The 23247-nt window shown below is 60.6% G+C and carries 21 protein-coding genes and 1 tRNA gene; 5 read left to right on the top strand and 17 right to left on the bottom strand.

Annotated features, from left to right (window positions below; translation table 11 throughout):
- Positions 1-306 precede the first annotated feature (306 nt).
- From ACM6UT_RS07325 to ACM6UT_RS07265, 13 genes are all read right to left on the bottom strand, one after another.
- Positions 307-597, bottom strand: coding sequence for a YARHG domain-containing protein (locus ACM6UT_RS07325; protein ID WP_416796673.1), 291 nt, complete (start codon positions 595-597; stop codon positions 307-309).
- Between the two features lie 76 nt (positions 598-673).
- A complete protein-coding gene (locus ACM6UT_RS07320) occupies positions 674-1165 on the bottom strand; it encodes a hypothetical protein (protein WP_416796672.1) in 492 nt (163 codons plus the stop codon).
- A gap of 143 nt (positions 1166-1308) precedes the next feature.
- On the bottom strand, positions 1309-3030 hold the full coding sequence (locus ACM6UT_RS07315; RefSeq protein WP_416796671.1) for an ABC transporter substrate-binding protein: 1722 nt from the start codon (positions 3028-3030) through the stop codon (positions 1309-1311).
- A gap of 80 nt (positions 3031-3110) precedes the next feature.
- Complete coding sequence (locus ACM6UT_RS07310) at positions 3111-3392, bottom strand: DUF2160 domain-containing protein (RefSeq protein ID WP_115668935.1); 282 nt, start codon at positions 3390-3392, stop codon at positions 3111-3113.
- Between the two features lie 16 nt (positions 3393-3408).
- A complete protein-coding gene (locus ACM6UT_RS07305; protein ID WP_416796670.1) occupies positions 3409-4227 on the bottom strand; it encodes a carbohydrate ABC transporter permease in 819 nt (272 codons plus the stop codon).
- A gap of 14 nt (positions 4228-4241) precedes the next feature.
- On the bottom strand, positions 4242-5108 hold the full coding sequence (locus tag ACM6UT_RS07300) for a carbohydrate ABC transporter permease (RefSeq protein ID WP_416796669.1): 867 nt from the start codon (positions 5106-5108) through the stop codon (positions 4242-4244).
- A 3-nt stretch (positions 5109-5111) separates the two neighbouring features.
- Entirely contained in the window at positions 5112-6182 is a 1071-nt protein-coding gene (locus ACM6UT_RS07295; RefSeq protein ID WP_416796668.1) for an ABC transporter ATP-binding protein, read from the bottom strand.
- Between the two features lie 11 nt (positions 6183-6193).
- Complete coding sequence (locus tag ACM6UT_RS07290; protein WP_416796667.1) at positions 6194-7270, bottom strand: ABC transporter ATP-binding protein; 1077 nt, start codon at positions 7268-7270, stop codon at positions 6194-6196.
- Between the two features lie 41 nt (positions 7271-7311).
- On the bottom strand, positions 7312-8829 hold the full coding sequence (gene glpD / locus ACM6UT_RS07285; protein WP_416796666.1) for a glycerol-3-phosphate dehydrogenase: 1518 nt from the start codon (positions 8827-8829) through the stop codon (positions 7312-7314).
- A gap of 107 nt (positions 8830-8936) precedes the next feature.
- Positions 8937-9713 carry a DeoR/GlpR family DNA-binding transcription regulator gene (locus tag ACM6UT_RS07280; RefSeq protein WP_416796665.1) on the bottom strand — a complete coding sequence of 259 codons (777 nt, stop codon included), beginning with the start codon at positions 9711-9713 and terminating at the stop codon, positions 8937-8939.
- A 128-nt stretch (positions 9714-9841) separates the two neighbouring features.
- On the bottom strand, positions 9842-11443 hold the full coding sequence (locus tag ACM6UT_RS07275) for a cisplatin damage response ATP-dependent DNA ligase (protein WP_416796664.1): 1602 nt from the start codon (positions 11441-11443) through the stop codon (positions 9842-9844).
- Positions 11444-11446: 3 nt separating this feature from the next.
- Complete coding sequence (locus ACM6UT_RS07270; protein ID WP_416796663.1) at positions 11447-12457, bottom strand: ligase-associated DNA damage response exonuclease; 1011 nt, start codon at positions 12455-12457, stop codon at positions 11447-11449.
- 89 nt (positions 12458-12546) lie between these two features.
- Positions 12547-13977 carry a phosphomannomutase gene (locus ACM6UT_RS07265; RefSeq protein WP_416796662.1) on the bottom strand — a complete coding sequence of 477 codons (1431 nt, stop codon included), beginning with the start codon at positions 13975-13977 and terminating at the stop codon, positions 12547-12549.
- A gap of 607 nt (positions 13978-14584) precedes the next feature.
- Between ACM6UT_RS07265 and ACM6UT_RS07260 the strand changes: the two genes are divergently transcribed.
- Together ACM6UT_RS07260 and ACM6UT_RS07255 are read left to right on the top strand one after the other, a co-directional pair.
- Positions 14585-16111: an alkaline phosphatase family protein gene (locus ACM6UT_RS07260; RefSeq protein WP_416796661.1), complete on the top strand. Its 1527-nt coding sequence runs from the start codon at positions 14585-14587 to the stop codon at positions 16109-16111.
- 78 nt (positions 16112-16189) lie between these two features.
- Entirely contained in the window at positions 16190-16816 is a 627-nt protein-coding gene (locus tag ACM6UT_RS07255) for a ribonuclease D (RefSeq protein WP_416796660.1), read from the top strand.
- A gap of 72 nt (positions 16817-16888) precedes the next feature.
- Here ACM6UT_RS07255 and ACM6UT_RS07250 read toward each other — a convergent pair whose 3' ends face one another.
- The gene (locus ACM6UT_RS07250; RefSeq protein WP_416796659.1) at positions 16889-17227 is read right to left on the bottom strand and encodes a DUF6665 family protein; all 339 of its coding nucleotides are present in this window, start codon (positions 17225-17227) and stop codon (positions 16889-16891) included.
- Between the two features lie 316 nt (positions 17228-17543).
- Here ACM6UT_RS07250 and ACM6UT_RS07245 point away from each other — a divergent pair, with 316 nt between their 5' ends.
- Positions 17544-19151 carry a hypothetical protein gene (locus tag ACM6UT_RS07245; RefSeq protein WP_416796658.1) on the top strand — a complete coding sequence of 536 codons (1608 nt, stop codon included), beginning with the start codon at positions 17544-17546 and terminating at the stop codon, positions 19149-19151.
- 82 nt (positions 19152-19233) lie between these two features.
- Here ACM6UT_RS07245 and rpsA read toward each other — a convergent pair whose 3' ends face one another.
- The gene (rpsA, locus tag ACM6UT_RS07240) at positions 19234-20940 is read right to left on the bottom strand and encodes a 30S ribosomal protein S1 (protein ID WP_112686158.1); all 1707 of its coding nucleotides are present in this window, start codon (positions 20938-20940) and stop codon (positions 19234-19236) included.
- 144 nt (positions 20941-21084) lie between these two features.
- Positions 21085-21744: a (d)CMP kinase gene (gene cmk, locus ACM6UT_RS07235; protein WP_416796657.1), complete on the bottom strand. Its 660-nt coding sequence runs from the start codon at positions 21742-21744 to the stop codon at positions 21085-21087.
- Positions 21745-22093: 349 nt separating this feature from the next.
- Here cmk and ACM6UT_RS07230 point away from each other — a divergent pair, with 349 nt between their 5' ends.
- A complete protein-coding gene (locus ACM6UT_RS07230; protein ID WP_129333046.1) occupies positions 22094-22480 on the top strand; it encodes a TIGR02300 family protein in 387 nt (128 codons plus the stop codon).
- Between the two features lie 146 nt (positions 22481-22626).
- Positions 22627-22702: transfer RNA gene (locus tag ACM6UT_RS07225), tRNA-Ala, on the top strand.
- Positions 22703-22934: 232 nt separating this feature from the next.
- Here ACM6UT_RS07225 and ACM6UT_RS07220 read toward each other — a convergent pair.
- Entirely contained in the window at positions 22935-23129 is a 195-nt protein-coding gene (locus ACM6UT_RS07220; RefSeq protein WP_416796656.1) for a hypothetical protein, read from the bottom strand.
- Positions 23130-23247 lie beyond the last annotated feature (118 nt).

The raw sequence follows: 23247 nt of genomic DNA, 5'->3' as shown, positions 1-23247 counted from the left end.
CGGCCCTCCCAATCATGCTCCCCGCATGCACGGGGATGAACAGAGACGATTCATCGGCACCCCGCCGACATGAGCTTAACCCCGGAAAATTCCCGCTCCCGCTGGCCCGAATTCGGGGAGCACTTCAAAGAAATCCAACACTCTCCCGAAAACTGGAGGGAAATTCGGGCTCTAGTCATCAGGCCGGGCCCGCTCTGATCACGGTGTGCGAAAGGCTGAGTTCTCGCCGGCGCGACCTGTCGGCCGGGAAGCGGGACACCACGTGGAAAGGCGAGAGAGGAGCTGCGTGAATCGACGCCTTCGTGATCAGCGGCAGCCGTAATAGCGTTCCCACTGCTCTATGAGGTTGACACGCCGCGTTTCACTGCGTGTGAGTTTGCCGAAGGGTGGGAAACATCCCCGGCCGAAGACGCTGCGCGCGCGGTCTGTCTTGAAACAGTATCCCTTGGCGGCGTAAATGGCATTCCTCTCGTACCAGAGCTCGTCACAACTCATTCGGCTGTAATCCTGCGCGAACGCCTGCTCGGAGGTGACGGCGCAGAGCGGAACGACAATCGTGAGGATCAAGGCTGCGGCGGATATTCTCTCTCGGGTCATTGCGCGATCCTCCTGGAGCCAATTAAAATATATTAGCACAAGTCCACGCACGAACACACTGACAGAGGTCAAGACGCTACCCGCAAGGACCGTCCAACGTTGTCGCTCCTCGTTCGACGATCGGCGACCAGGCCGCCGCACGGTCTGAGGGATAACGGAATTCGATGTGGTGCAAGAGATCCGCCCGGCAGCTCGCCCGATGCTCGACCCGACGATAGAGTAGCTCGCCGTCGCGCGTGCCGGAAAGGACAAACCAGGTCCGTCCTTCGGTCATATAACTCAGCGTCCAGCCGTCCTCTTTCAGCACGCCTGTGAGGAAGCGGCGGTATTCGGCGAGGGAACTGCCCATCGGATTCAGGCCGCCGAAGATCGTCACGCTTCCGCCGTCGGAACTCGTAAATTGCTGGCCGTCACCATTGTCCGGAGGCGATACCCCGACAAAGACCGCCGGTATGTCGGCACTCGTCCCGAAACGGGCGTTGACATAGTGCTGCCATTCGGCAGCGGCACCTGGGGAACCTGTGACGAGAGCGGCCACGGCAAGCATCGGAACTGATTTCATTCTCATGTGGCCTCCGGATCGGGCAGCATCTCGGCAATGGCTGCAGGATCGTACCAGCTCCCTTTGAGGACGCAAAAACCGCCGGTGCTTTTACTCACCGGCGGCCCTTGTCGTCGATCACGAGGCAGTGCCCCATACAACGGTTCCGATTACTTCTGCCAGCTCTTGACCAGCTCGTCGTAGTTGACCGTCAACGGCTTTTCCTTCTCGTTTTCGATCTTCAGCTGCGGCGCGAGGTTGCCCTTGGCCACGGCGTCCTTGTTCCAGTATTCGAGGTTGTGCTCCTCGGCCAGCTTCGGGCCGATGTCACCCTGAACGCCTGCGCGTTCCAGGCGCTGCATGACCTTTTCCTGCTCGGCGCAGAGCGAGTCCATGGCTTCCTGCGCCGACTTCGCACCCGAGGATGCGTCGCCGATCGCCTGCCACCACAGTTGGGCCAGCTTCGGATAGTCCGGAACGTTGGTGCCGGTCGGCGACCACTGGACGCGGGCCGGTGAGCGGTAGAACTCGATCAGACCGCCGAGCTTCGGAGCGCGCTCGGTGAAGGACTGGTGGTTGATCGAGCTTTCACGGGTCAGCGTCAAACCGACATGGCTCTTCTTCACGTCCACGGTCTTCGAGGTGACGAACTGGGCATAGAGCCAGGCCGCCTTGGCGCGATCGTCCGGGGTGGACTTCAGCAGCGTCCAGGAACCGACGTCCTGATAGCCGAGCTTCATGCCATCCTTCCAGTAAACGCCATGCGGGCTCGGAGCGAAGCGCCACTTCGGCGTGCCGTCCTCGTTCATGACCGGCAGCCCTTCCTTGACCATGTCCGCGGTGAAGGCCGTGTACATGAACATCTGCTGGGCAATCTCACCCTGCGCCGGGACCGGGCCGGACTCCGAGAAGGTCATGCCCTGTGCTGAGGCGGGAGCATAGGCCTTCAGCCAGTCGAGGTACTTCTGGATGCCGTAGACCGAGGCCGGGCCGTTGGTATCGCCGCCGCGGGCGACGCACGAGCCGACCGGACGCGAGTTCTCGTCGACCTTGATGCCCCATTCATCGACCGGAAGACCGTTCGGCAGGCCCTTGTCGCCATTGCCAGCCATGGAGAGCCAGGCATCGGTGAAGCGCCAACCGAGCGACGGGTCCTTCTTGCCGTAGTCCATGTGGCCATAGACCTTCTTGCCATCGATCTCGCGGCCGGTGAAGAACTCGGCGATGTCTTCGTAAGCGGACCAGTTGACCGGAACGCCGAGGTCATAGCCGTACTTGGCCTTGAAGTCGGCCTTGTTCTTCTCGTCGTTGAACCAGTCGTAACGGAACCAGTAGAGGTTGGCGAACTGCTGGTCGGGCAGCTGGTAGAGGTCGCCGTCCGGAGCGGTGGTGAACTTCAGGCCGATGAAGTCGTTGAGGTCGAGGCCGGGATTGGTGACGTCCTTGCCTTCGTTGGCCATCCACTTGGTGAGCGAGCGGGCCTGCTGGTAACGCCAATGGGTACCGATGAGGTCGGAGTCATTGACATAGGCGTCGTAGACGTTTTCGCCCGACTGCATCTGCGTCTGCAGCTTTTCGACGACGTCGCCTTCGCCGATCAGGTCGTGGGTGATCTTGATGCCGGTGATCGCGGTAAACGCGGGTGCCAGCACCTTGGATTCGTATTCATGGGTGGTGATGGTTTCCGACACCACCTTGATATCCATGCCGGCAAAGGGCTTTGCAGCGTCGATGAACCACTGCATTTCCTTTTCCTGGTCGGCGCGCGACAGCGCCGACATGTCACCAATTTCCTTGTGCAGGAACTGTTTGGCCTCGTCCATGCCGGCAAAGGCCGAACCGGTCATCGCCAGCAGCATGGCTGCCGTCGTCGTCAAAAGGTGCTTTCGCATGTTTTTCCTCCCAAAGGTTGCGATTGCAGTCTCTTCGCAGTCCGGGATGGCGGCGCGACCCGCCATCCGTTTTTCTAGCCTCAGACGAAGCGGAATACGCCGATCGCGTAGACCACCGACAAGGCGAGAGCCCACCACAGGTTGGGACCTCCCAGTCCCAGCCATGCAAGGTGAATGAAGGCGGATCCGAGCAGCGAGATGAACAGGCGGTCACCTCGCGTCGTTTCGAACCGCAGGACGCCGATGCGCGGATTACCGCCCGGCGAGAAGTATTCCCAGACCGCCATACAGGCGATCAGCGTGAAGATGCCGATGAAGAACAGCGCCGTCGGCAGCGTCCATGCCATCCATGAGAAGTCCATCTTGAGCCTCCCTTCCTTAGACGCGGCCCAGGGCAAAGCCCTTGGCGATGTAGTTGCGGACGAAATAGATGACGAGCGCGCCCGGAATGATGGTCAGCACACCGGCAGCCGCCAGCACGCCCCAGTCCATGCCCGAGGCCGAGACCGTGCGGGTCATGGTCGCGGCGATCGGCTTGGCGTCGGTCGTCGTCAGCGTGCGGGCGATCAGCAGTTCGACCCAGGAGAACATGAAGCAGAAGAAGGCGGCGACACCGATGCCGGAAGCGATCAGCGGCATGAAGATCTTCACGAAGAAGCGCGGGAAGGAATAGCCGTCGATATAGGCCGTCTCGTCGATTTCCTTCGGCACGCCCGACATGAATCCTTCGAGAATCCAGACCGCCAGCGGCACGTTGAACAGGCAGTGCGCGAGCGCCACGGCAATATGTGTGTCGATCAGGCCAAAGGCGGAATAGAGCTGGAAGAAGGGTAGCGCGAACACTGCCGGCGGCGCCATGCGGTTGGTCAGCAGCCAGAAAAACAGGTGCTTGTCGCCGAGAAAGCGATAGCGCGAGAAGGCATAGGCCGCCGGCAATGCCGCCACCACCGAGATCACCGTGTTCATCACCACATAGATGATCGAGTTGATATAGCCGTTGTACCAGGAGGGATCGGTGAAGATGACCATATAGTTGCGGAGGGTCGGGTTCTGCGGCCACAGGGCAAAGGCGCCGAGGATCTCGCTGTTGGTCTTTAAGCTCATGTTGACCAGCCAGTAGATCGGCAGGAGCAGGAAGACGATGTAGAGCGTCGGGATGATCCAGGAGAGATTGGTGCGGCGAGTTGCAGTGCTCATGTTATCGTCTCCCCCTAGTTCTGCGCGTCGTGGCTGGTCATGACGGTGTAGAAGACCCATGACATGAGCAGGATGATCAGGAAGTAGATGATCGACATGGCCGCCGCCGGGCCAAGGTCGAACTGGCCGACAGCCATCTTGACCAGGTCGATCGACAGGAAGGTTGTGGAGTTGCCGGGGCCGCCGCCGGTGACGACGAAGGGCTCCGTGTAGATCATGAACGAGTCCATGAAGCGCAGCAGCACGGCGATCAGCAGGACGCGCTTCATCTTCGGCAGCTGGATGTAGCGGAACACCGAAAAACGCGAGGCGCCGTCGATCTTGGCAGCCTGATAATAGGCGTCTGGAATGGAGACGAGGCCGGCATAGCACAACAGCACGACGAGGCTCGTCCAGTGCCAGACATCCATGACGATCACGGTCACCCAGGCGTCGACCGGGTCCTGCGTGTAATTGTAATCGATGCCGAGGACCGTCAGATAATGGCCGAGAAAGCCGATGTCGACGCGGCCGAAGACCTGCCAGATCGTGCCGACCACATTCCACGGAATGAGAAGCGGCAAAGCCATCAGAACGAGGCAGACGGGCACGCCCAGCCCCTTCTTCGGCATATTGAGCGCGATCAGGATGCCGAGCGGCACTTCTATCGCGAGGATCACGATGGAGAAGATCAGGTTGCGGCCGAGCGCATTCCAGAAGCGGTCGGAATGCAACATCTCCATGAACCAGTCGGTACCGGCCCAGAAGAATTCGTTGTTCCCGAACGTATCCTGCACCGAGTAGTTGACCACGGTCATCAGGGGAATGACGGCGGAGAAGGCGACCAGCACAAGCACGGGCAGAACAAGGAACCAGGCTTTGTTGTTCCACGTCTTCTGCATTGTTCAGCCCCCCATGCCGATGCGCCAGGAATCGGCGTACATGTTTATTTTCGTGGGCTCGAAGGTGACGCGCGCTTCCGCGGGTATCTCGCTGTCCTCCGGAACGACGATCGCCACCGAGTGGCCTTCGAACCGGGCACGAACGATCTTCTGACGTCCTATATCCTCGACCTTGACGAGGTTGACTGGCATGCCTTCACGCCCAAGGCGCACGAACTCCGGACGGATGCCGAGTTCGACCTTGTTGGCCGAGCCGACGTTCGGAGCCGCGGCAAGCGTGATCGTCTGATCGCCGACGGTGACCGCATTGCCCGCTACCTTTGCCGGTAGCAAATTCATGCCGGGGGAGCCGATGAAGTAGCCGACGAAGGTGTGGCTCGGCCGTTCGAACAGCTCGACGGGCGTTCCGATCTGGACGATTTCGCCTTCATACATGACGACGACCTTGTCCGCGAAGGTGAGAGCCTCCGTCTGGTCGTGCGTCACGTAAACCATGGTGAAGCCGAACTGCTTGTGGAGGCGCTTCAGCTGCGAGCGCAAGACCCATTTCATATGCGGATCGATGACGGTCAGCGGCTCGTCGAAGAGAATCGCGTTGACGTCGTTGCGTACAAGGCCGCGCCCGAGAGAGATTTTTTGCTTCTGGTCGGCGGTAAGACCGCGCGCCGTTCGCTTGGCCCAGCCGGTCAGGTCGATCATCTCGAGGATCTCGCGAACGCGGCTGTCGACTTCGGCTTCGGGCACGTGCCGGTTGCGGAGCGGGAAGGCGAGGTTGTCGTAAACGGTCATCGTGTCGTAGATGACCGGGAACTGGAAGACCTGCGCGATGTTGCGGCGCTGCGTCGAAAGATTGGTGACGTCGAGTCCATCGAAAAGAATGCGCCCCTCGGACGGCCTGAGAAGCCCGGAGATGATGTTGAGCAACGTCGTCTTGCCGCAACCGGAAGGGCCGAGCAGGGCATAGGCGCCGCCGTCGTTCCACTCATGATGAACTTCCTTCAGCGCGTAATCCTTTTCGGACTTCGGCGTCGGGCCGTAAGCGTGGCGGATATGCTCGAGAGAGATCTTTGCCATATGCGCTCTCCTCAGGCTGCCGTGCCGGCAGGGCCAATAGCCCTGCCGTCTGGCGCAAAGGCCATCAGGTGGCGGGTGTCGAGATGCAGCTCGACCGGCTGATCGGGATCGATGTCGTAAATGCCGTGCATCAGTGCGACCCATCTGGCGCCCATGAAGCCGACGTGGATGAAGCTCTCGGAGCCGGCGATTTCGGAAATCTGCGTCCGGGCGGAAAGGGGCACCGCCATGGGCGATTCCTTGAACGAAAGTTGATGCGGCTGGAAGGCGATGGTCATGGGACCGTCGGTGATCGCCGAGAGATGCGCCGGAACCGGAACCGCCTCTGCATCGTCGACGCGGAACATGCCCCCTGACTTTATAACCGCAAGCGTATTGAGCGGCGGATCGGCGAAGGTCCGGGCCGTGACGAGGTCATTCGGCTTGCGATAGACGTCTATGGTGCGGCCGAACTGGGTGATACGACCTTCGCTGAGGGTCGCCGTGTTCCCGCCGAGGAGCAAGGCCTCCGAAGGCTCCGTGGTTGCGTATACGAAAATCGCACCCGATTCGGCGAAGATGCGCGGAAGCTCCTCGCGAAGTTCCTCACGCAACTTGTAATCCAGGTTGGCAAGCGGTTCGTCGAGAAGAACGAGACTGGCGTTCTTGACGATCGCACGCGCAAGCGCCGTGCGTTGCTGCTGCCCGCCGGAAAGATTGAGGGGCGTGCGGTCGAGATATGGTGTGAGCTTCAAGAGCTCGGCCGCGCGCCGCACTTCACGGTCGACCGTTGCAGCGTCGTTGCCGGCGATGCGCATCGGCGATGCAATGTTCTCGTACACGGTGAGCGCAGGATAGTTGATGAACTGCTGGTACACCATTGCGACATTACGGTTCTGGACGCGCACGCCAGTCACCTCGGCACCGTCGAAGAAAATCGTGCCGCTCGTCGGTTTGTCCAGCCCTGCCATCAGGCGCATCAATGACGTCTTGCCCGAGAGCGTCGGCCCCAAGAGGACGTTCAGCGTACCCCGTTCAAGAACAAGATCGGTCGGGTGAATGTGAAATTCCCCGCCGACCATCTTCGCGGCATTCCGCAATTCGAGCATTACGGTTCCCGTGCCTCCTCATCGACGGGACCACATGCGTCCTATCCGGCTAATTGTGCCGGAACGGCAGCCATGTACTCCTCCAAATTCTTCGCTTCTTCCTGCGAGAGCCTGAGCCCCAGCTTCGTCCTCCGCCACAAGACATCGTCGGATGTCCGGGCCCATTCCTGTATCATCAACCAGCGGACTTCACACTCGTAGAGGTCATGGCCGAAATGCCGCCCGAGAGCCGCCGGGGTCGCAGCGCTACCAAGCAGATCGTGCGCGCGGGTGCCGTAAGAACGGACGAGCCGTTCCGCGTGACGCTCATCGATAAACGCATAACGTTCCCTGAGCTTGCGTACCTCCGCGGCGTAGCCGGTCGGAGGAAAGTCGCCGCCCGGAAGGTGGCTGTGAGCGGTCCAGGGCGTTCCCTTGACGCCGATCTTCTCGCCGATCTTCTCGACAGCATGTTCGGCAAGCCGCCGGTAGGTCGTAAGCTTGCCGCCGAAGACGTTGAGCAGTGGGACCTCGCCCGCGCCCCCTTCGACCTTCAGGACATAATCCCGGGTTGCTTCCTGCGCCTTGCTTGCACCATCGTCGTAAAGCGGACGAACCGCCGAATATGCCCAGACGATATCCTCGCTCCGGATCGGCTCGGCGAAATATTCACTCGCCGCTGAACACAGGTAGTTGACCTCTTCCGGCGTTATCTTCGCGTCGCGCGGATCGCCCGTATAGTCATGGTCGGTCGTGCCGATCAATGTGAAATCGCGTTCGTAAGGGATCGCGAAAATAATGCGATTGTCGGGATTCTGGAAGAAATAGGCGCGCGGGTCATCGAACTTCTTCCTGACCACGATGTGGCTTCCCTGAACAAGACGGACGTTGTGCACCCGCTTGTTCGCCATCGCCTCTGAAAGAACCCTGTCTACCCACGGACCAGTCGCATTGATGAGCATGCGGGCTCTGACGGTGTTGACGGCGCCGGTCTGGCGATCTTCGATCGCAATCGCCCAGCAGTCCGCTTCCCGGCGGGCGGAGACGACGCGGGAACGGCTGAAAATGCGCGCGCCACGATCGGCAGCGTCACGGGCATTGAGAACGACCATGCGGGCGTCGTCCACCCATCCGTCTGAATACTCGAATGCCTTGCCAAACAGAGGCTTCAAGGGCTTGCCGGCGGGGTCCCGCCGCAGATCGAGCGTCGTTGTTGCTGGCAGGAGCTTCCGTCCGCCGAGGTGGTCGTAGATGAAAAGGCCGAGCCGGATCAGCCAGGCCGGACGGATGCCGCCTTTCTGGAAGGGGAGCACGAAGCGCAACGGCCAGATGATATGAGGTGCCATGGCCCAAAGGACCTCGCGCTCCATGAGCGCTTCCCGGACCAAGCGGAACTCATAGTATTCGAGGTAGCGCAGTCCGCCATGGATCAGTTTCGTCGAGCCGGAGGAGGTGCCCGACGCAAAATCGTTCATTTCCGCCAGCGCAACCGAGTATCCTCGCCCGGCTGCGTCGCGCGCTATTCCGCATCCGTTGATGCCGCCGCCGATGACGAAGATGTCGTAAAGTCCTTGGACCACCGTTTTCCCCGAATTTTGCGCATCGCACAAATTCCGCGCAATTGCGAAAACGCAAAATAATTAAGTTGAAAATAAATCGAATGTCAAACGAAAGTTTGCGCGCCTTATCAGGCGTCGGCCGAACTGGGTGCTTCGATCAGCTCGACATCGTTCTCTACGCAAATTCGTCGAATGGATTCGAGCGGGCAGTGGTCGGTTATGAAGGTATGGACCTGTGAGAGGTGGCCGATACGGACGGGTGCAGTCCGCTCGAACTTCGTCGAATCCGCCACCAGAATGACATGCCTTGCGTTGGCGATGATCGCTTGCGCGACCTTCACTTCGCGAAAGTCATAGTCGAGAAGAGCGCCGTCGGCATCAATGGCCGAGGCGCCGATGACTGCGTAGTCGACCTTGAACTGCCGGATGAAATCGACAGCCGCTTCGCCAACGATGCCGCCGTCGGAAGCGCGGACGACGCCACCGGCAATGACGACCTCGATTGCCGGAAGAAGTCGCAATTTGTTGGCTACATTGATATTATTGGTAATGACCATCAATTCCTGATGGCCTGCGAGAGCCTCTCCCACGGCCTCCGTCGTCGTTCCGATATTGATGAACAGCGAGGCGTTGTTGGAGATGAGCTTCGCCGCCGCGACACCGATCGCCTGTTTCTCCTGAGCGGCGATTTGTCGGCGGGCCTCGTACTTCATGTTGACGGTGCCGGAGGGAAGCGTCGCTCCCCCGTGGATACGTGACAGAACGCGCGCGTCGCAAAGGTCGTTCAGGTCTTTTCGGATTGTCTGCGGCGTTACCGAAAAACGTAGTGCCAGTTCCTCGACGAGTACACGCCCATTGGCCTTTGCAAGCTCTACAATCTCGGCCTGTCGCCCGGTGAGGTACATTTCGCTTATCTTTCGTTTCTTTCGTGAAGCGCGGCAAAGACGAAAATGCACTTATGTCGGTCCGAGTGCAACCGAGTTTCTGCTGCTTCGGGCCTTGCTTCTGCCTTCTCGAAGCGGTGTTGTCAGCATCAGGCGATTAGGCCCAGAAGCGTTTGCAGGCGGTCGGCGTCGCGCGGCAGCTTGTCGGTACGCAGTCGCGCGATACGCGGGAATCGCATGGCGACACCTGATTTATGCCGTGTCGAGCGATTGATCCCCTCGAAGGCAACCTCGACGACGAAGCCGTGGTCCGGCTCGGCACGCAGTGCGCGCACGGGTCCGAATCGGTCGACGGTATTTTGTCGGACGTAACGGTCGAGAGTCTCGAGCTCGGCGTCGGTGAAGCCGAAATAGGCCTTTCCCACAGGGACCAACATGTCCCCGTCCTCACCTTCCGTCCACACGCCGAAGGTAAAGTCTGAATAATAGCTGGAGCGTTTGCCGTGGCCCCGTTGTGCATACATCAGCACGGCATCGACATTCAGCGGGTCTCGTTTCCATTTGAACCATGGACCTTTGGCCCGTCCCGCCTGATAGGTGCTCTCGCGTCGCTTGAGCATGACGCCCTCGATGACGGGATCCGGAGGATTGCGTCGGAGCGTTTCGAGCTCCTCCCAGTTGGAGAAGGGCACGAACGGCGAAAGGTCGAAACGCTCCTCCGGCGCTTGCTCGATCAGGCGCGTCAGTCGCTCGCGCCGGGCGACGAACGCCTCGCCACGCACGTCTTCCTGCCCTTCGAACAGTACATCGTAAGCGCGCAGGAAGGCGGGATAATCCTGTAGCAGACGGGACGAAACGCTCTTGCGATTCAACCGCTGTTGAAGATCAGAGAACGTCCGCGTCGGCTCTCCGGAACGAGACGTGCCACCCACCAGAAGCTCGCCATCGACGACCCCTTCGAAGATGGCTGCGTCGACCACGTCCGGAAAGGCGGCCGATATGTCGTCGCCGGAGCGGGAATAGAGCCTTCTCTGCCCACCGAAATGCGAAAGCTGAACGCGAATTCCATCCCATTTCCATTCAGCTGCAAAATCGGAAGGGTCAAGCGTGTCGAGGTCGCCCTCCCCGACGGGATTTGCGAGCATAACCGAATGAAAGATGGCGGGCGTCGCGAGCACAGGCCGCTCTTGCCGGCCTTCGAGCCACGCAAACAGGCTTTCATAGGGTGGCGCCAGTCCATGCCAGAGCGTTTCGATCTCGGCGATGTCCTTGCCTGCCATGTCTGCCAGGGCCTGCTTCGCCAGTCTCGCGGAAACGCCGATTCGCAGGCCACCGGTGACGAGTTTCAGGAAGGCGAAACGGCTCGACGTGTCCAGACGGTCCAGCAAGTCGCGGACCGCCTTTCGTACCTCCGTCCGACCGAGCGATTGCATCAGTCGCACGACCTCGCCCAGCCTTGGCTGCGGTCTGTCATCGGGGCCGCCTTCCCATACCAGCGCGATCGTTTCCGCGAGGTCGCCGACATAATCGTAGGAATAGCGGAAGAGAGTCTCGTCCATGCGTTCGAGCACCAGATCCCGCAGCATCATTGGCTTTACGGAACTGAGCTCCAGCGTTCCTGCGAGGGCGGCAAGGGCGTAACCGCGATCAGGATCCGGGCTCGTGCGAAAATAGTCGACGAGCAGCGTCAGCTTGGCGGTGCGGCTAGGTGTGAAGACGAGCCGGTCGAGCAGGTCGGCGAACGCTTTCATCGATCAGTCGCCCTCGTCTTCGTATCCGACCATATGCAATGGCTGCGCCGCGATTCCCGCGAGCTCGCACCAGCGCACCAGTGCTTCCTCGCGGCCGTGGGTCACCCAGACCTGGCTCGGCGCGATCTCCTGGATCGTCGCGGTCAGTTCCCGCCAGTCGGCGTGATCGGATATTACCAGAGGTAATTCCACGCCGCGCTGTTTGGCTCGTTGGCGGACCATCATCCAGCCTGACGCAAAGACTGCGAGAGGGTCGGAGAAGCGGCGTGCCCAGCGTTCGTTAAACGATGACGGTGGCCCGATCACCACCTCGCCGCGGAAAGCTGCCGGATCCTTCGACTCTGCAGTCGCCGGTCGCAGATCGCCCAGCTCGACGCCCTCGCTCGCATAGTAGTCACAGAGTTGCCCCAGCGCGCCATGAATGAAGATTGGCCGTTGATAGCCTTCGGCCCGGAGGAGGGCGATGAGGCGCTGCGCCTTGCCGAGCGCATAGGCGCCGACCAGATGAGTGCGGTCCGGGAACTGCTCGAGCGAGGTCAACAGCCTGGCGATCTCGGCATTCGGATCAGGATGATTGAAGACCGGCAGGCCGAACGTCGCTTCCGTGATGAACACATCACAGCGAAGTGGTTCGAAGGGTGAGCAGGTCGGATCCGGACGGCGCTTGTAGTCACCGGACACCACGATGCGCATGCCGTGGTATTCGAGAGCGATCTGCGCCGAACCGAGAACGTGGCCGGCGGGATGGAAACCGACCCGGACGTCGTTGAGCTCGATCTCCTTGCCGATCTCGGTTGGCTGCTCGCTGCCGCAGAAGCCGGGCCCATAGCGTAGCCGCATGATGTCAAGCGTCTGGCGCGTGGCGAGAACGGCTCCATGTCCCGCTCGAGCGTGATCCGAATGGCCATGGGTGATCAAAGCACGAGCGACTGGACGAACGGGGTCGACATAAAAGTCGCCGATCGGGCTATATAGGCCCGCAGGGCTCGGGCAGAGGAGGTCTTCCGGTTTCATCGCGTAATATTAGATAGGACGCGGATCCCCCTAAGGCCAGTAGGATAGCTCTGCATCATCTTGCAGACCCGGCCGCAGGCCGACCGGCATCACGTCGTCGATTGCCAGCTCCTTATGGCATCGAGCCCCTGTCGGAGCAGTTCCTGCGCCGCCTCGGCTGCCTGCGCCTCGACATAGCAGCGCATCTCCGGCGCGTTCCCCGATGGGCGAAAATGGATCACGCGTCCATCGTCGAGTGTAACGCGAAGCCCGTCGATGTCGGTCGACGATCGCACCTTGCCGATTGGAGCGAGGAAATCTGGAAGTCCATCCTTCGAATGCCTCAGGTGTCTCATCAGGGAGGCACTCCGCTCTACGGCGAAATTCTCGATCCGATCGCTGAGAGCAACCGGAAGGTTGTAGCTGCCGGAAAGCTGCGACAGCGAGTATCCCTTCGCGACGGCAGAACCGAGAACGGCCAGCGCTGGAAGGAAGCTGTCGCGGGTCGGCAACGCAGCGATGTCACGCCCATCAATGTCAAAGGCAGAACCGAGCATCGTGCCGCCGTTGGCCTCGAAACCGACCACACCCTTGTCGCCACGAGCCAGCGCACCGTTCATCGCGGCAATCACGAAAGGAGAGCCGACGCGTGTCCGAATCACCTCGAAACCGCCGATCGACTCGATGCCGGAATTGGATGTAACAGGTGTCACGACCGTCGTTGCGTGGAGGTAACGTGCCGCAACAAGCCCGAGGAGGTCACCACGAAGAGGGCTCCCGGCTTCGTCCGCGACTAGCGGACGGTCGCCGTCACCGTCGGTTGAGACGATCGCGTCGAGCTTGTGTTCGGCAGACCATTTCCGCAGCAGGGCTTCCGTCTCGGCGGAGACTGCTTCTGTATCGACCGGGATGAAGGTTTCGGAACGTCCGAGCGAAACGACAGTGGCGCCGTACTGCTTGAAAACGTTCGTCATCATGTCACGGGCGACGCTGCTGTGCTCATAGACGCCGATCCGCAGGCCTTTAAGGGTGTCAGCCGGCAGTATGGAGAGATTGCGGTCGACAAACAGTTCCGTCGCTTCGGCTTCCTGGTTTTCGCCAGTCCCCTTCTCGACGCGGTTGGCGGTTTGGTCATTCGCGAGCTCTGCCGCAAGGCGAGTGATGGTCGCTTCGTCGTCCTTGTCGATTTCGCCGTCCGGCCGATAGAACTTGATGCCGTTGCGGTCGGCGGGAATGTGCGAGCCGGTGATCATGAGCCCCGCCGCACTGATCTTTTGCGCGTAAAGGGCAAGCGCCGGCGTCGGTATCCAGCCGCAATCGACAGGTACAAGGCCAGCTCGTCGAATTGCCGCCATCACGGTCGCCGCGATCTCCGGGCTCGATTCGCGAAAGTCGCGGGCTACGACGACAACGCCGCCGTCGGGCAGATGGTTCGACTCCATGAGGAACCGTGCAAAGGCAGTGGCGTAAAGTGCGGACACGCTTCCCACGAGTTGCGTCGAAAGCCCGCGGAGCCCGCTCGTTCCGAATTTTACAGCCATGCTGCTCCCGTCCTCCTGCAATCGTCACATGATCCTATTGCCTTATAGGTCGGGCGGCGAACGCGCTCAACTGTCCGCAAGTTCCTGCAGCTCACTGCCGGATAGACAAGAAGTATCTTTGGGAGCGGCGCGTCAGCAGGTCGATCGGGCTGATGAAATGAAAAGAGCCCAGCGCGGGAGGAGGTGCGCTGGGCTCTTAAACTTGATCGGCAATTGGGAGGAGGAGGAGTATTGCCGATCCTATCTAACGACGCTGGGAGGAGGAGTGCGTCGCTTCGATGATTTGAAATATATCCGTACCGCTTTGGATGAACAGCGCAATTGCTGCAATGCAGCAGTGTGATAGATGCATGGCTTTCCGTGCTCGAGGAATCTCCAGCGTCACACCGCACCGGAAAGACGCGATGTCGAACGACATATGTGGCTGATCTGGGGAGAAAACGGGCAGAGGAGGCGCGGTTTGTCTGTCAAAGACGCATGGCTGAATGATGCCAGCACCCGTAGGCAACGCGCGCCGCCGGTGTTTTCCATTTGCCACCTGCGACGATCAAGACGATTGTGCCGGGCGAGCCACCGGCTTCAAAACAGGTTCGGGAGTCCTTGCCGCATGAAACCCAATATTCTGCTTGTGACCGCCGACCAGTGGCGGGGCGACTGCCTTTCGGCTGTCGGACACCCGGCGGTGCGAACGCCGAATGTCGACCGATTGGCTGCGGAGGGTGTTCTGTTCCGGCGACATTATGCCGGCGCTGCCCCCTGTTCTCCGGCAAGGGCTTCCATCTACACCGGTCTTTACCAGATGAATCATCGCGTTTGCCGCAATGGCTCGCCGCTGGACGCTCGTTTCGACAACATTGCCCTGGCTGCACGGCGCGCAGGTTACGATCCGACGCTCTTCGGTTACACCGACGTCTCGCCCGACCCCAGAACGCTTCACCCGAATGATCCGCACCTGACGACATACGAGGGTATCCTGCCGGGCTTTACGACCGGCCAGATCCTGCTCGAGAACGAAAAGCACTGGCTGACCTGGCTGCGCAGCAGGGGGCACAGGGCGGCCTTCACCCGCGATGTCCACCGAACAGGAGATGTGGCGAGCGGCACAGCAAACAATGAGGTGCCCGACTACAGCGCCGATGAGACTCAGACTGCATTCCTGACAGAGAGTTTCCTGCGGTGGATGGAGCAACAGGACGCGCCGTGGTTCGCGCACGTGTCATTTCTCAGGCCGCATCCACCCTTTTGCGTTCCCGCGCCGTACAACACCATGTACGCACCCGGCAGCGGTCCGGCCTACGCACGGGCGGGGGTGCGCGAGGACGAACAGGCGGTTCACCCGTTGCTCGCCTATGGTCACCGGTTTCTCGGAAAATCGAGTTTCGTATACGGCGCTTCGGGAGCCGTCTCTGACTGGAACGAACGGGACTTCGACGTCATCCGGGCGGTCTATTTCGGCATGATCGCGGAGGTCGACGCCCAACTCGGGAGGATATTTTCCGCCCTGCGTGAAAGTGGCCGCTGGGACGAAACGATCGTTATCTTTACCTCCGACCACGGCGAGATGATGGGCGACCACTGGCTTCTCGGAAAGGGTGGTTTCCATGATGGGAGTTATCACATTCCGCTCGTTATCCGTGATCCGGCGACAACCGCGGATGGGCGGCAGGTCGATGCCTTTACGTCCGCTGCCGATATCATGCCCACCCTGTGCGAACGCCTCGGCGTGGAGCCGCGCAATCATCAGGACGGGGCGTCGCTGCTGCCGTTTGTCGAGGGCTCGGAACCTTCCGGCTGGCGCGATGCCGCCTTCTGGGAGTTCGATTTCCGCGAGGTTGCTACAGGCGTGGCCGAGGACTATTTCGGTCTACCCTCAAATCGCTGCAACCTTGCCGTCATCCGCGACGAGGCATTCAAGTATGTGCACTTCGCCGGCTTGCCGCCGCTGCTCTTCGATCTCGCGAAGGACCCGATGGAACTCCGAAACGTTGCGGAGGAGTCGGCGTACATTGCGGTGCGGTTGCGCTATGCCGAGAAGCTTCTTGCCCTGCGTGCCGGCCATCTCGACCAGACGCTTGCCTATGTCGAGCTCACCGAAGAAGGTCCGGTCAGCCGCCCGACACGATCGCAGTCGTGACGTCACGAAACCGGTAGAGCGACAACGCGGTTTCGGCTATAGGCAGCCGAACGACAACCGCTCACGCTGGAGACATGGATGGCCCCGACGATTCGCTATCACGAAGGTGACATATCCGCAGCCGACGCTGGCCGCTACACGGGAGCGATCGCGATCGACACTGAAACGCTCGGACTTGTGCCGAGGCGCGACCGCCTTTGTGTCGTCCAGCTTTCGCCCGGCGACGGCACGGCGGACATTATTCGTATCGCGGCCGGTCAAGCTGAGGCGCCGAACCTCGTTGCCATGCTTGCCGATTCCGAACGGCAGAAGATCTTTCACTTCGGCCGCTTCGACATCGCTGTTCTCTTCCATACTTTCGGCGTCACGACCACGCCGGTCTTTTGCACGAAGATCGCCTCGCGACTGTCGCGGACCTATACCGATCGACACGGACTGAAGGACAATCTGAAGGAAATGCTCGAGATCGACATTTCCAAGGCGCAGCAATCGTCCGATTGGGCGGCCGAAATGCTCTCGCCCGCGCAACTCGACTATGCCGCTTCGGATGTACTCTATCTCCACGCGCTGCGCGACAGGCTCACCGCACGTCTGATCCGCGACGGCCGGATGGAGCATGCCAAGGCTTGCTTTGAGTTCCTGCCGACGCGCGCCAAACTTGATCTTCTCGGATGGGAAGAAACGGATATTTTCGCGCACAGCTGATTTGCGGTTTGCGAAAACCGCATCGCTAGCCGAACTCAACGGTGTGCCGGAGAGGCTGACGGAGGTCCGCTTTCATTCCGTGGGCCTGTTCACGGCACCCAACCGGATCATCACCTCGCGCGGGATGCCATAGCGCTTGATCGCGTCCGCCTGGCTGCGAAAGCCGCAGATTTCCCTCTGGACAAGAAATGACCAGACGAGGTCGGCGGCCTCATTGAGGAGGCTCTCGCGCTCGGCGGCATTTTCCGTAATGGGCGGGCACGCTCTGAGGGCCGCCAGCGCTTTCTCCACCTTCAATCCCGCACGGGCCAAGGCATCCGCCTTTTCAGACATCATCTCATATTCGAGGGCACTAAGCGGTGTGTCGCCGCCTAGCGCCGACGTTGCAAGAGGGGGCGGACGCAGAGCCATACTTCCTCTCCTCGGTGGCGTGACCTTACGAAGAGTCGCCCGTAACGCCGAATGATACAAGCCCCATGGCCCCGATTCATGGCTAACACTTCGTTAACGGAAATTTGCTAAAATCCTGTCGACCTGATGGATACCTTATTTGGGCACGAGACGTCCTTCACCTCGTGCAAAGCCATCCGCCCGCATGAGCGGCGCGATACCTCTTGTTCCCGATGCTTTTGATGCGAGACGAGCGCCCATGTTGTCCGCCGTAACCGCGAAACACTCTTCCGTGGCCGATGCTCCCGTTCCAGTGAGCAGAAGCGAGGCAAGCCGGATGATGACGTCTCCTTCGACTTCGGCGGAGCTCGGCGCGCCGTCAATCTCCCGGAGGAGCCCGTCGATCGAGGGACGACTGGCAATCCTCGTCCTTTCGGCCCAAGAGCGCGTTGCGGGTAACCTCGCTGGGCTTGCCGAACGACTCGGGGAAAAGCTCGGCCTTCATCGCGGCGAGAGCGAGAGCGATGGCAGCTTTGTCGGCCGCCTTCTCCAGGCGATCAGCAGAATGCCGAAGGAGGAACGAAGCATCTTGGGGAGTCAGCTCGCACAACTGGTCAAGGGGCTTCGTTTGGAGATGGTCCTTTCCGCCCTGCGAAACCCCGCAGGCCTGGAGGCTGCGAGAACAGCGATGGCCCTCGAAGCGAGCCGAGGGAACGATCCCGATCCGGTGGCGGGACGCGTGATCTCGTCGTACAGGCAGAACGGCGACCAGACACCTTTGTCCACTCGGCTGGCGCCAGCATCCGACCCACGGCAAGTATCACCGCTGATCTCCGATTCGCCGGAAGGGTCCGGAGCCAAGATAGATAAGGCAGACGGGACGGCTGCTGCCAAGGCAATGCTCCCGCAGGGAGCGGAACAAGTGCGGGGAGCCACGGCCGCTGCACGGTCGGCCGGGAACGTCGAGGGTAGGTCAGCGCGTGAGGAGCGGCCGGGCCCGGCGAGCGAAAACGGATCAGTCTTGTCCGATCGCCCGTCGTCGAGGGCGTCATCGGCTGCTTCGGCCAGCCGACAACTGTCGTTGCCGCAAGCAGACAGCGAGCGAACTGAGGCCACACACGGCCAGTATCCCAGCGAGCGTTCCGTTCCCGACGCCGCCGATGGCAATGTCCGCGACCGCTCGGTGCAACGCGATCATAGCGGGATGCGCACGACCGCCTGGGGAACGCGATCTGCGTTGGCCGAGACCGAGAGCACATCTTCTCCCGTCATGTGGAACAGGTCACCGCAAGGACCCAATCCAGAAGGCAGGGACGGTGTCTTGCGTCCAGGTGTCAACACGAGGCTTTCCTCCCTGCCGGCAGGACCACAGGAGCTCCCCGACGCCATCGCCCTTGCGCGCCTGCTCAGCCACATGCCGGAGCATGAAGAGCAGGCGGCGGCTGGGCTCGCAGAAATGCCAAATCGCACGTCGCTTGCCGCGGAGGTGCGGGATCATAAGGCGGCAACATCTGTGCCGGTGCCATCGCTCAGTGAGGAAACCGGCGGGGATGAATCAAGAGAAGTCCGGTCGCAATCGATATTGTCGGGCGACGTGCCAACACCGCCTGCGGGCTCGACGGAGGGGCGATTGCCCGCTGCAACGTTCCTGCGCGATAATCCAGCCTTTCCCTTCTTCGGCTACTCCCTCTTCGAGGATGATGCGCTCTTTTCGGAACAAGAGGCGAAACGGCGCCAAGGCGGCGAACAGGACGGGGACGATGACCGCCTTGGCGACGACGAGTCGGAAGACCAGCCTGGCTCAGGGGAGGCCACCGGATCGGAGGAAAACCGTGAGGACGACGTCGATGAAGAAGTCGGCGACGAAGCAATTGCCGATCCGGCGTCAGCTCTCGGCAACGAAACGGTACTGACGCATTACCTCACCATGTCGACGCTGACCTGAAAGGGCGGCTTTCCGCAATTAGGCAAAAGAAAACCGCCGGTCTTTCGACCGGCGGGTATCGTTCTTCTGAAATCGCGGGCGCTTATTCGGCGTTGCCGCGGTTCTTGAGCGCGGCGCCCAGGATGTCGCCGAGCGAAGCGCCGGAGTCGGACGAACCGAACTGAGCGACGGCTTCCTTTTCTTCTGCGATCTCGAGAGCCTTGATCGACAGCATGACCTTGCGATCCTTCTTGGAGAAGTTGGTGACGCGAGCGTCGACAACCTGACCAACCGAGAAACGCTCCGGACGCTGTTCGTCGCGGTCGCGGGAGAGATCGGCACGACGGATGAAGGAAGTGATGTCCTCGTGGTTGACGAGCTTCACTTCGATACCGCCATCGTTGATGCCGATGACTTCGCAGGAAACGACGGCGTTCTTGCGCAGGTCGCCGGAAGCGGCAGCTTCGCCGACCGAGTCGCGGCCGAGCTGCTTGATCCCGAGCGAGATGCGTTCCTTCTCGACGTCGACGTCGAGAACGACAGCCTTGACGACGTCACCCTTGTTGTACTCTTCGATGACCTGTTCGCCCGGACGGTTCCAGTCGAGGTCGGAGAGGTGAACCATGCCGTCGACGTCGCCTTCGAGGCCGATGAACAGGCCGAACTCGGTCTTGTTCTTGACTTCGCCCTCAACTTCGGTGCCGGCCGGGTGGCTGTAGGCAAAGGCCTGCCACGGGTTTTCCAGCGTCTGCTTGAGGCCGAGCGAGATACGGCGCTTGGACGGATCGACTTCGAGAACGACAACGTCGACTTCCTGGCTCGTGGACAGGATCTTGCCGGGGTGAACGTTCTTCTTGGTCCAGGACATTTCGGAGATGTGGATGAGGCCTTCGATGCCCGGTTCCAGCTCGACGAACGCACCGTAGTCGGTGATGTTCGTGACGGTTCCGGTGATCTTCTTGCCGACCGGATACTTGGCGGCAATGCCGTCCCACGGATCCGCCTCGAGCTGCTTCATGCCGAGCGAGATACGATGGGTTTCCTGGTTGATGCGGATGATCTGAACCTTGACCTGCTGGCCGATGGACAGGATCTCCGACGGATGGTTGACGCGGCGCCAGGCCATGTCGGTGACGTGCAGCAGGCCGTCGATGCCGCCGAGGTCGACGAACGCACCGTAGTCGGTGATGTTCTTGACGACGCCGTCGACAACCTGACCTTCTTCGAGGTTCTGAACGATTTCAGAACGCTGCTCGGCACGCGACTCTTCCAGAACCGTACGGCGCGAAACGACGATGTTGCCGCGGCGCTTGTCCATCTTGAGGATTTCGAAGGGCTGCGGGTTGTGCATCAGCGGGGTAACGTCGCGGATCGGGCGGATGTCGACCTGCGAGCGCGGCAGGAACGCGACAGCTCCGTCCAGATCGACGGTGAAGCCACCCTTGACCTGGTTGAAGATGACGCCTTCGACGCGTTCGCCGGCTTCGAACTTGGCTTCGAGCTTGACCCAGCTTTCTTCGCGGCGAGCCTTTTCGCGCGAGAGAACGGCTTCACCGAGAGCGTTTTCAATGCGCTCGACGTAAACTTCGACTTCGTCGCCGACCTTCAGCGAGCCGTCCTTGGCCCGTGCGCCGAATTCCTTGAGCGGAACGCGACCTTCGACCTTCAGACCGACGTCGACGATCGCGACGTCCTTCTCGATTGCCGTGATGATGCCCTTGGCAACATAGCCTTCGGCAAGATCGGTCTTGGCAAAGGATTCTTCGAGGAGGGCGGCAAAGTCCTCCCGCGTGGGGGTAGAAACAGACATGAAATCTCCTAATCGTGCCGCATTGGGGCACGGGTCTGCGCCGGGGGGTTAGCGTTGCACTTGCCATACATCTCGTCCGCCCTCTTGGGGCTATCCGGCGCGGGGACGTCGATGTCGGCTAATTCCGTTATATATGGGGCCGGCTTACCGGCTTCCAGATCTCTGTTCTTGCGTCAGGGCATCGTCAACGATGTCCCTGGCGGCCTGAAACGCCGCTTCTATACTCATTTCTGAGGTGTCAAGCAAGTGCGCATCCGCGGCGGGCCGCAGCGGGCTGTCGGCGCGTCCCATGTCGCGATCGTCGCGCTTCCTTACATCGGCGAAAACGTCGTCGAAGACCGCCGAGCCTCCGCCGGCTATGATCTCGTCAAAGCGGCGCTTGGCACGCACCTCGGGCGAGGCCGTGACGTAGAGTTTCACCGGTGCGTTCGGGCAGACGACGGTGCCGATGTCCCGCCCGTCGAGCACGGTGCCGGGCAATTTGGCCGCAAAGCGCCGTTGGGCCTCGACGAGCGCACGGCGAACGGCCGGCATGACTGCAATCCTGGAGGCGGCTTCGCCGATCTCGTGTCGGGCGAGGGTTGCCCGATCAAGACCGGAAAGGTCGAGACGGCGTGCGATCGTTTCCGCAATGCCCTCGTCGTCCAAAGGCAGTCCGGCGTCGAGAAGCGCCTTTGCCGTCGCGCGATAGGTGAGGCCCGTATCCAGATGGTGGAAGCCGTAGTGAGAGGCGATCAGGCGGGAAAGCGTTCCCTTGCCGGCAGCGGCCGGACCGTCGATGGCTATGGTGAAGGAAGCGCTCATAGGGTTTCACTTTCGAGCGCCTCAATTCTCGCGCTCTTATTCCTCATCAGATGAATAGAATCAGGGAAGACGGCTTCTATCCCGGGTGTCGTTTGCGGCTATTCGGCTGTCGCGCCCGAGTGACGCATGCCACGCGTTCGGCGGCGGAACTGGCGAAACGGCGGGTCGTTACCATATATGGCTCGATCGGTCATCCCTGCCGCGTGAAAATGCAGGAAACCTGCGGGCGAAGATTGCCTTTGACAGGAGAGATTGCAACGATTATGGGGACCGGCTAACAGTTTGACCGGTTGAATGCCGGATTGGCGACGAACGCCGTTATTCTTCAGGAATTCAAGAGGCTTTGACAGTGGCGAAAGCAGAACTCGGAACTAAGCGCACTTGCCCCGACACCGGCAAGAAATTCTACGATCTGAACAAGGATCCGATCGTGTCACCTTACACCGGCAAATCCTGGCCGTTGTCGTATTTCGAAGAAACCTCGGTTGCCTCGATCATGGAGAAGGCTGAGGAAGAGGAAGTCGCGGAAGTCGATACCGAGAATACGGATGTCGAACTGGTCTCGCTCGAAGACGGCGATGACGCCGGTGCCGGCGATGATCTGCCGGATCTCGGCGACGACGACGTCGAACTCGGTGACGATGACGACGACACCTTCCTCGAGGCAGACGAGGACGACGACGACGAGGACATGACTGGCATCATCGGTGTCGCCGGCGACGACGACGACGTCTGATCAGGCTTTGCCGGCCCGGAGAGAAAAGTTTCCGGGCCGATCACTTTTCGGCTTGCCATCTTCCGAATCCGGAAGTAATAAGCCGCCACCCGCCGGGCAGAGACGCCCGAAAGGTTCCCGGAACCGGCAGATGCCGGACCCTTGATGGGGCTATAGCTCAGCTGGGAGAGCGCTTGCATGGCATGCAAGAGGTCAGCGGTTCGATCCCGCTTAGCTCCACCAAATTCTATTCTCTACCTAATATAGCGGAAGAATTGGCATCGATTATCGGATCGCTGATTGAGCTCCCGTAACTCCGGGCAGCGGCCCTTTACCTCTCGCACGAGTATTTTCGCGGTCTCGGACACGCTTTCTATGCCTCCGAGGCGCATCGCCGCCGCGCACTCCTCCTCGGTGCCGACCGGGGCGAGGCAGCAGGGAAACGGTAAAACGCAGATGTTATGTTTTTCGCCTGTTAACCGAGGAGCTCTCCTCGGCCATCGCTTTGACCTCTGTCGATCTGGCACCAGTCGGTGATGCGTGCCACGTCGAACCGGGCCTCGCGATCCTTCAGCTGGACGCGCAGTTTGCCTTCGTCGATGCCGAGCGGGACCCCGACATAGATCCGATTGTTTCCAGCTTCATCGAGAATGTCTATTGCGAAGCGCATCGAATCTCCGGATCGCTGCTTTCATATGTGAATCGCTTTATTCAGGCTATTTTCGCTTTGCTATCTTGAGCGAGGCTTATTGAGCGTTTCCTGTATTTGCGTCTTGCCAACACCGCAC

Source organism: Ciceribacter azotifigens, from assembly GCF_048159625.1.
GTDB lineage: Bacteria > Pseudomonadota > Alphaproteobacteria > Rhizobiales > Rhizobiaceae > Allorhizobium > Allorhizobium azotifigens.
The sequence above is the reverse complement of the archived record's forward strand: the minus strand, read 5'-3'. Positions and strand labels throughout refer to the sequence as shown.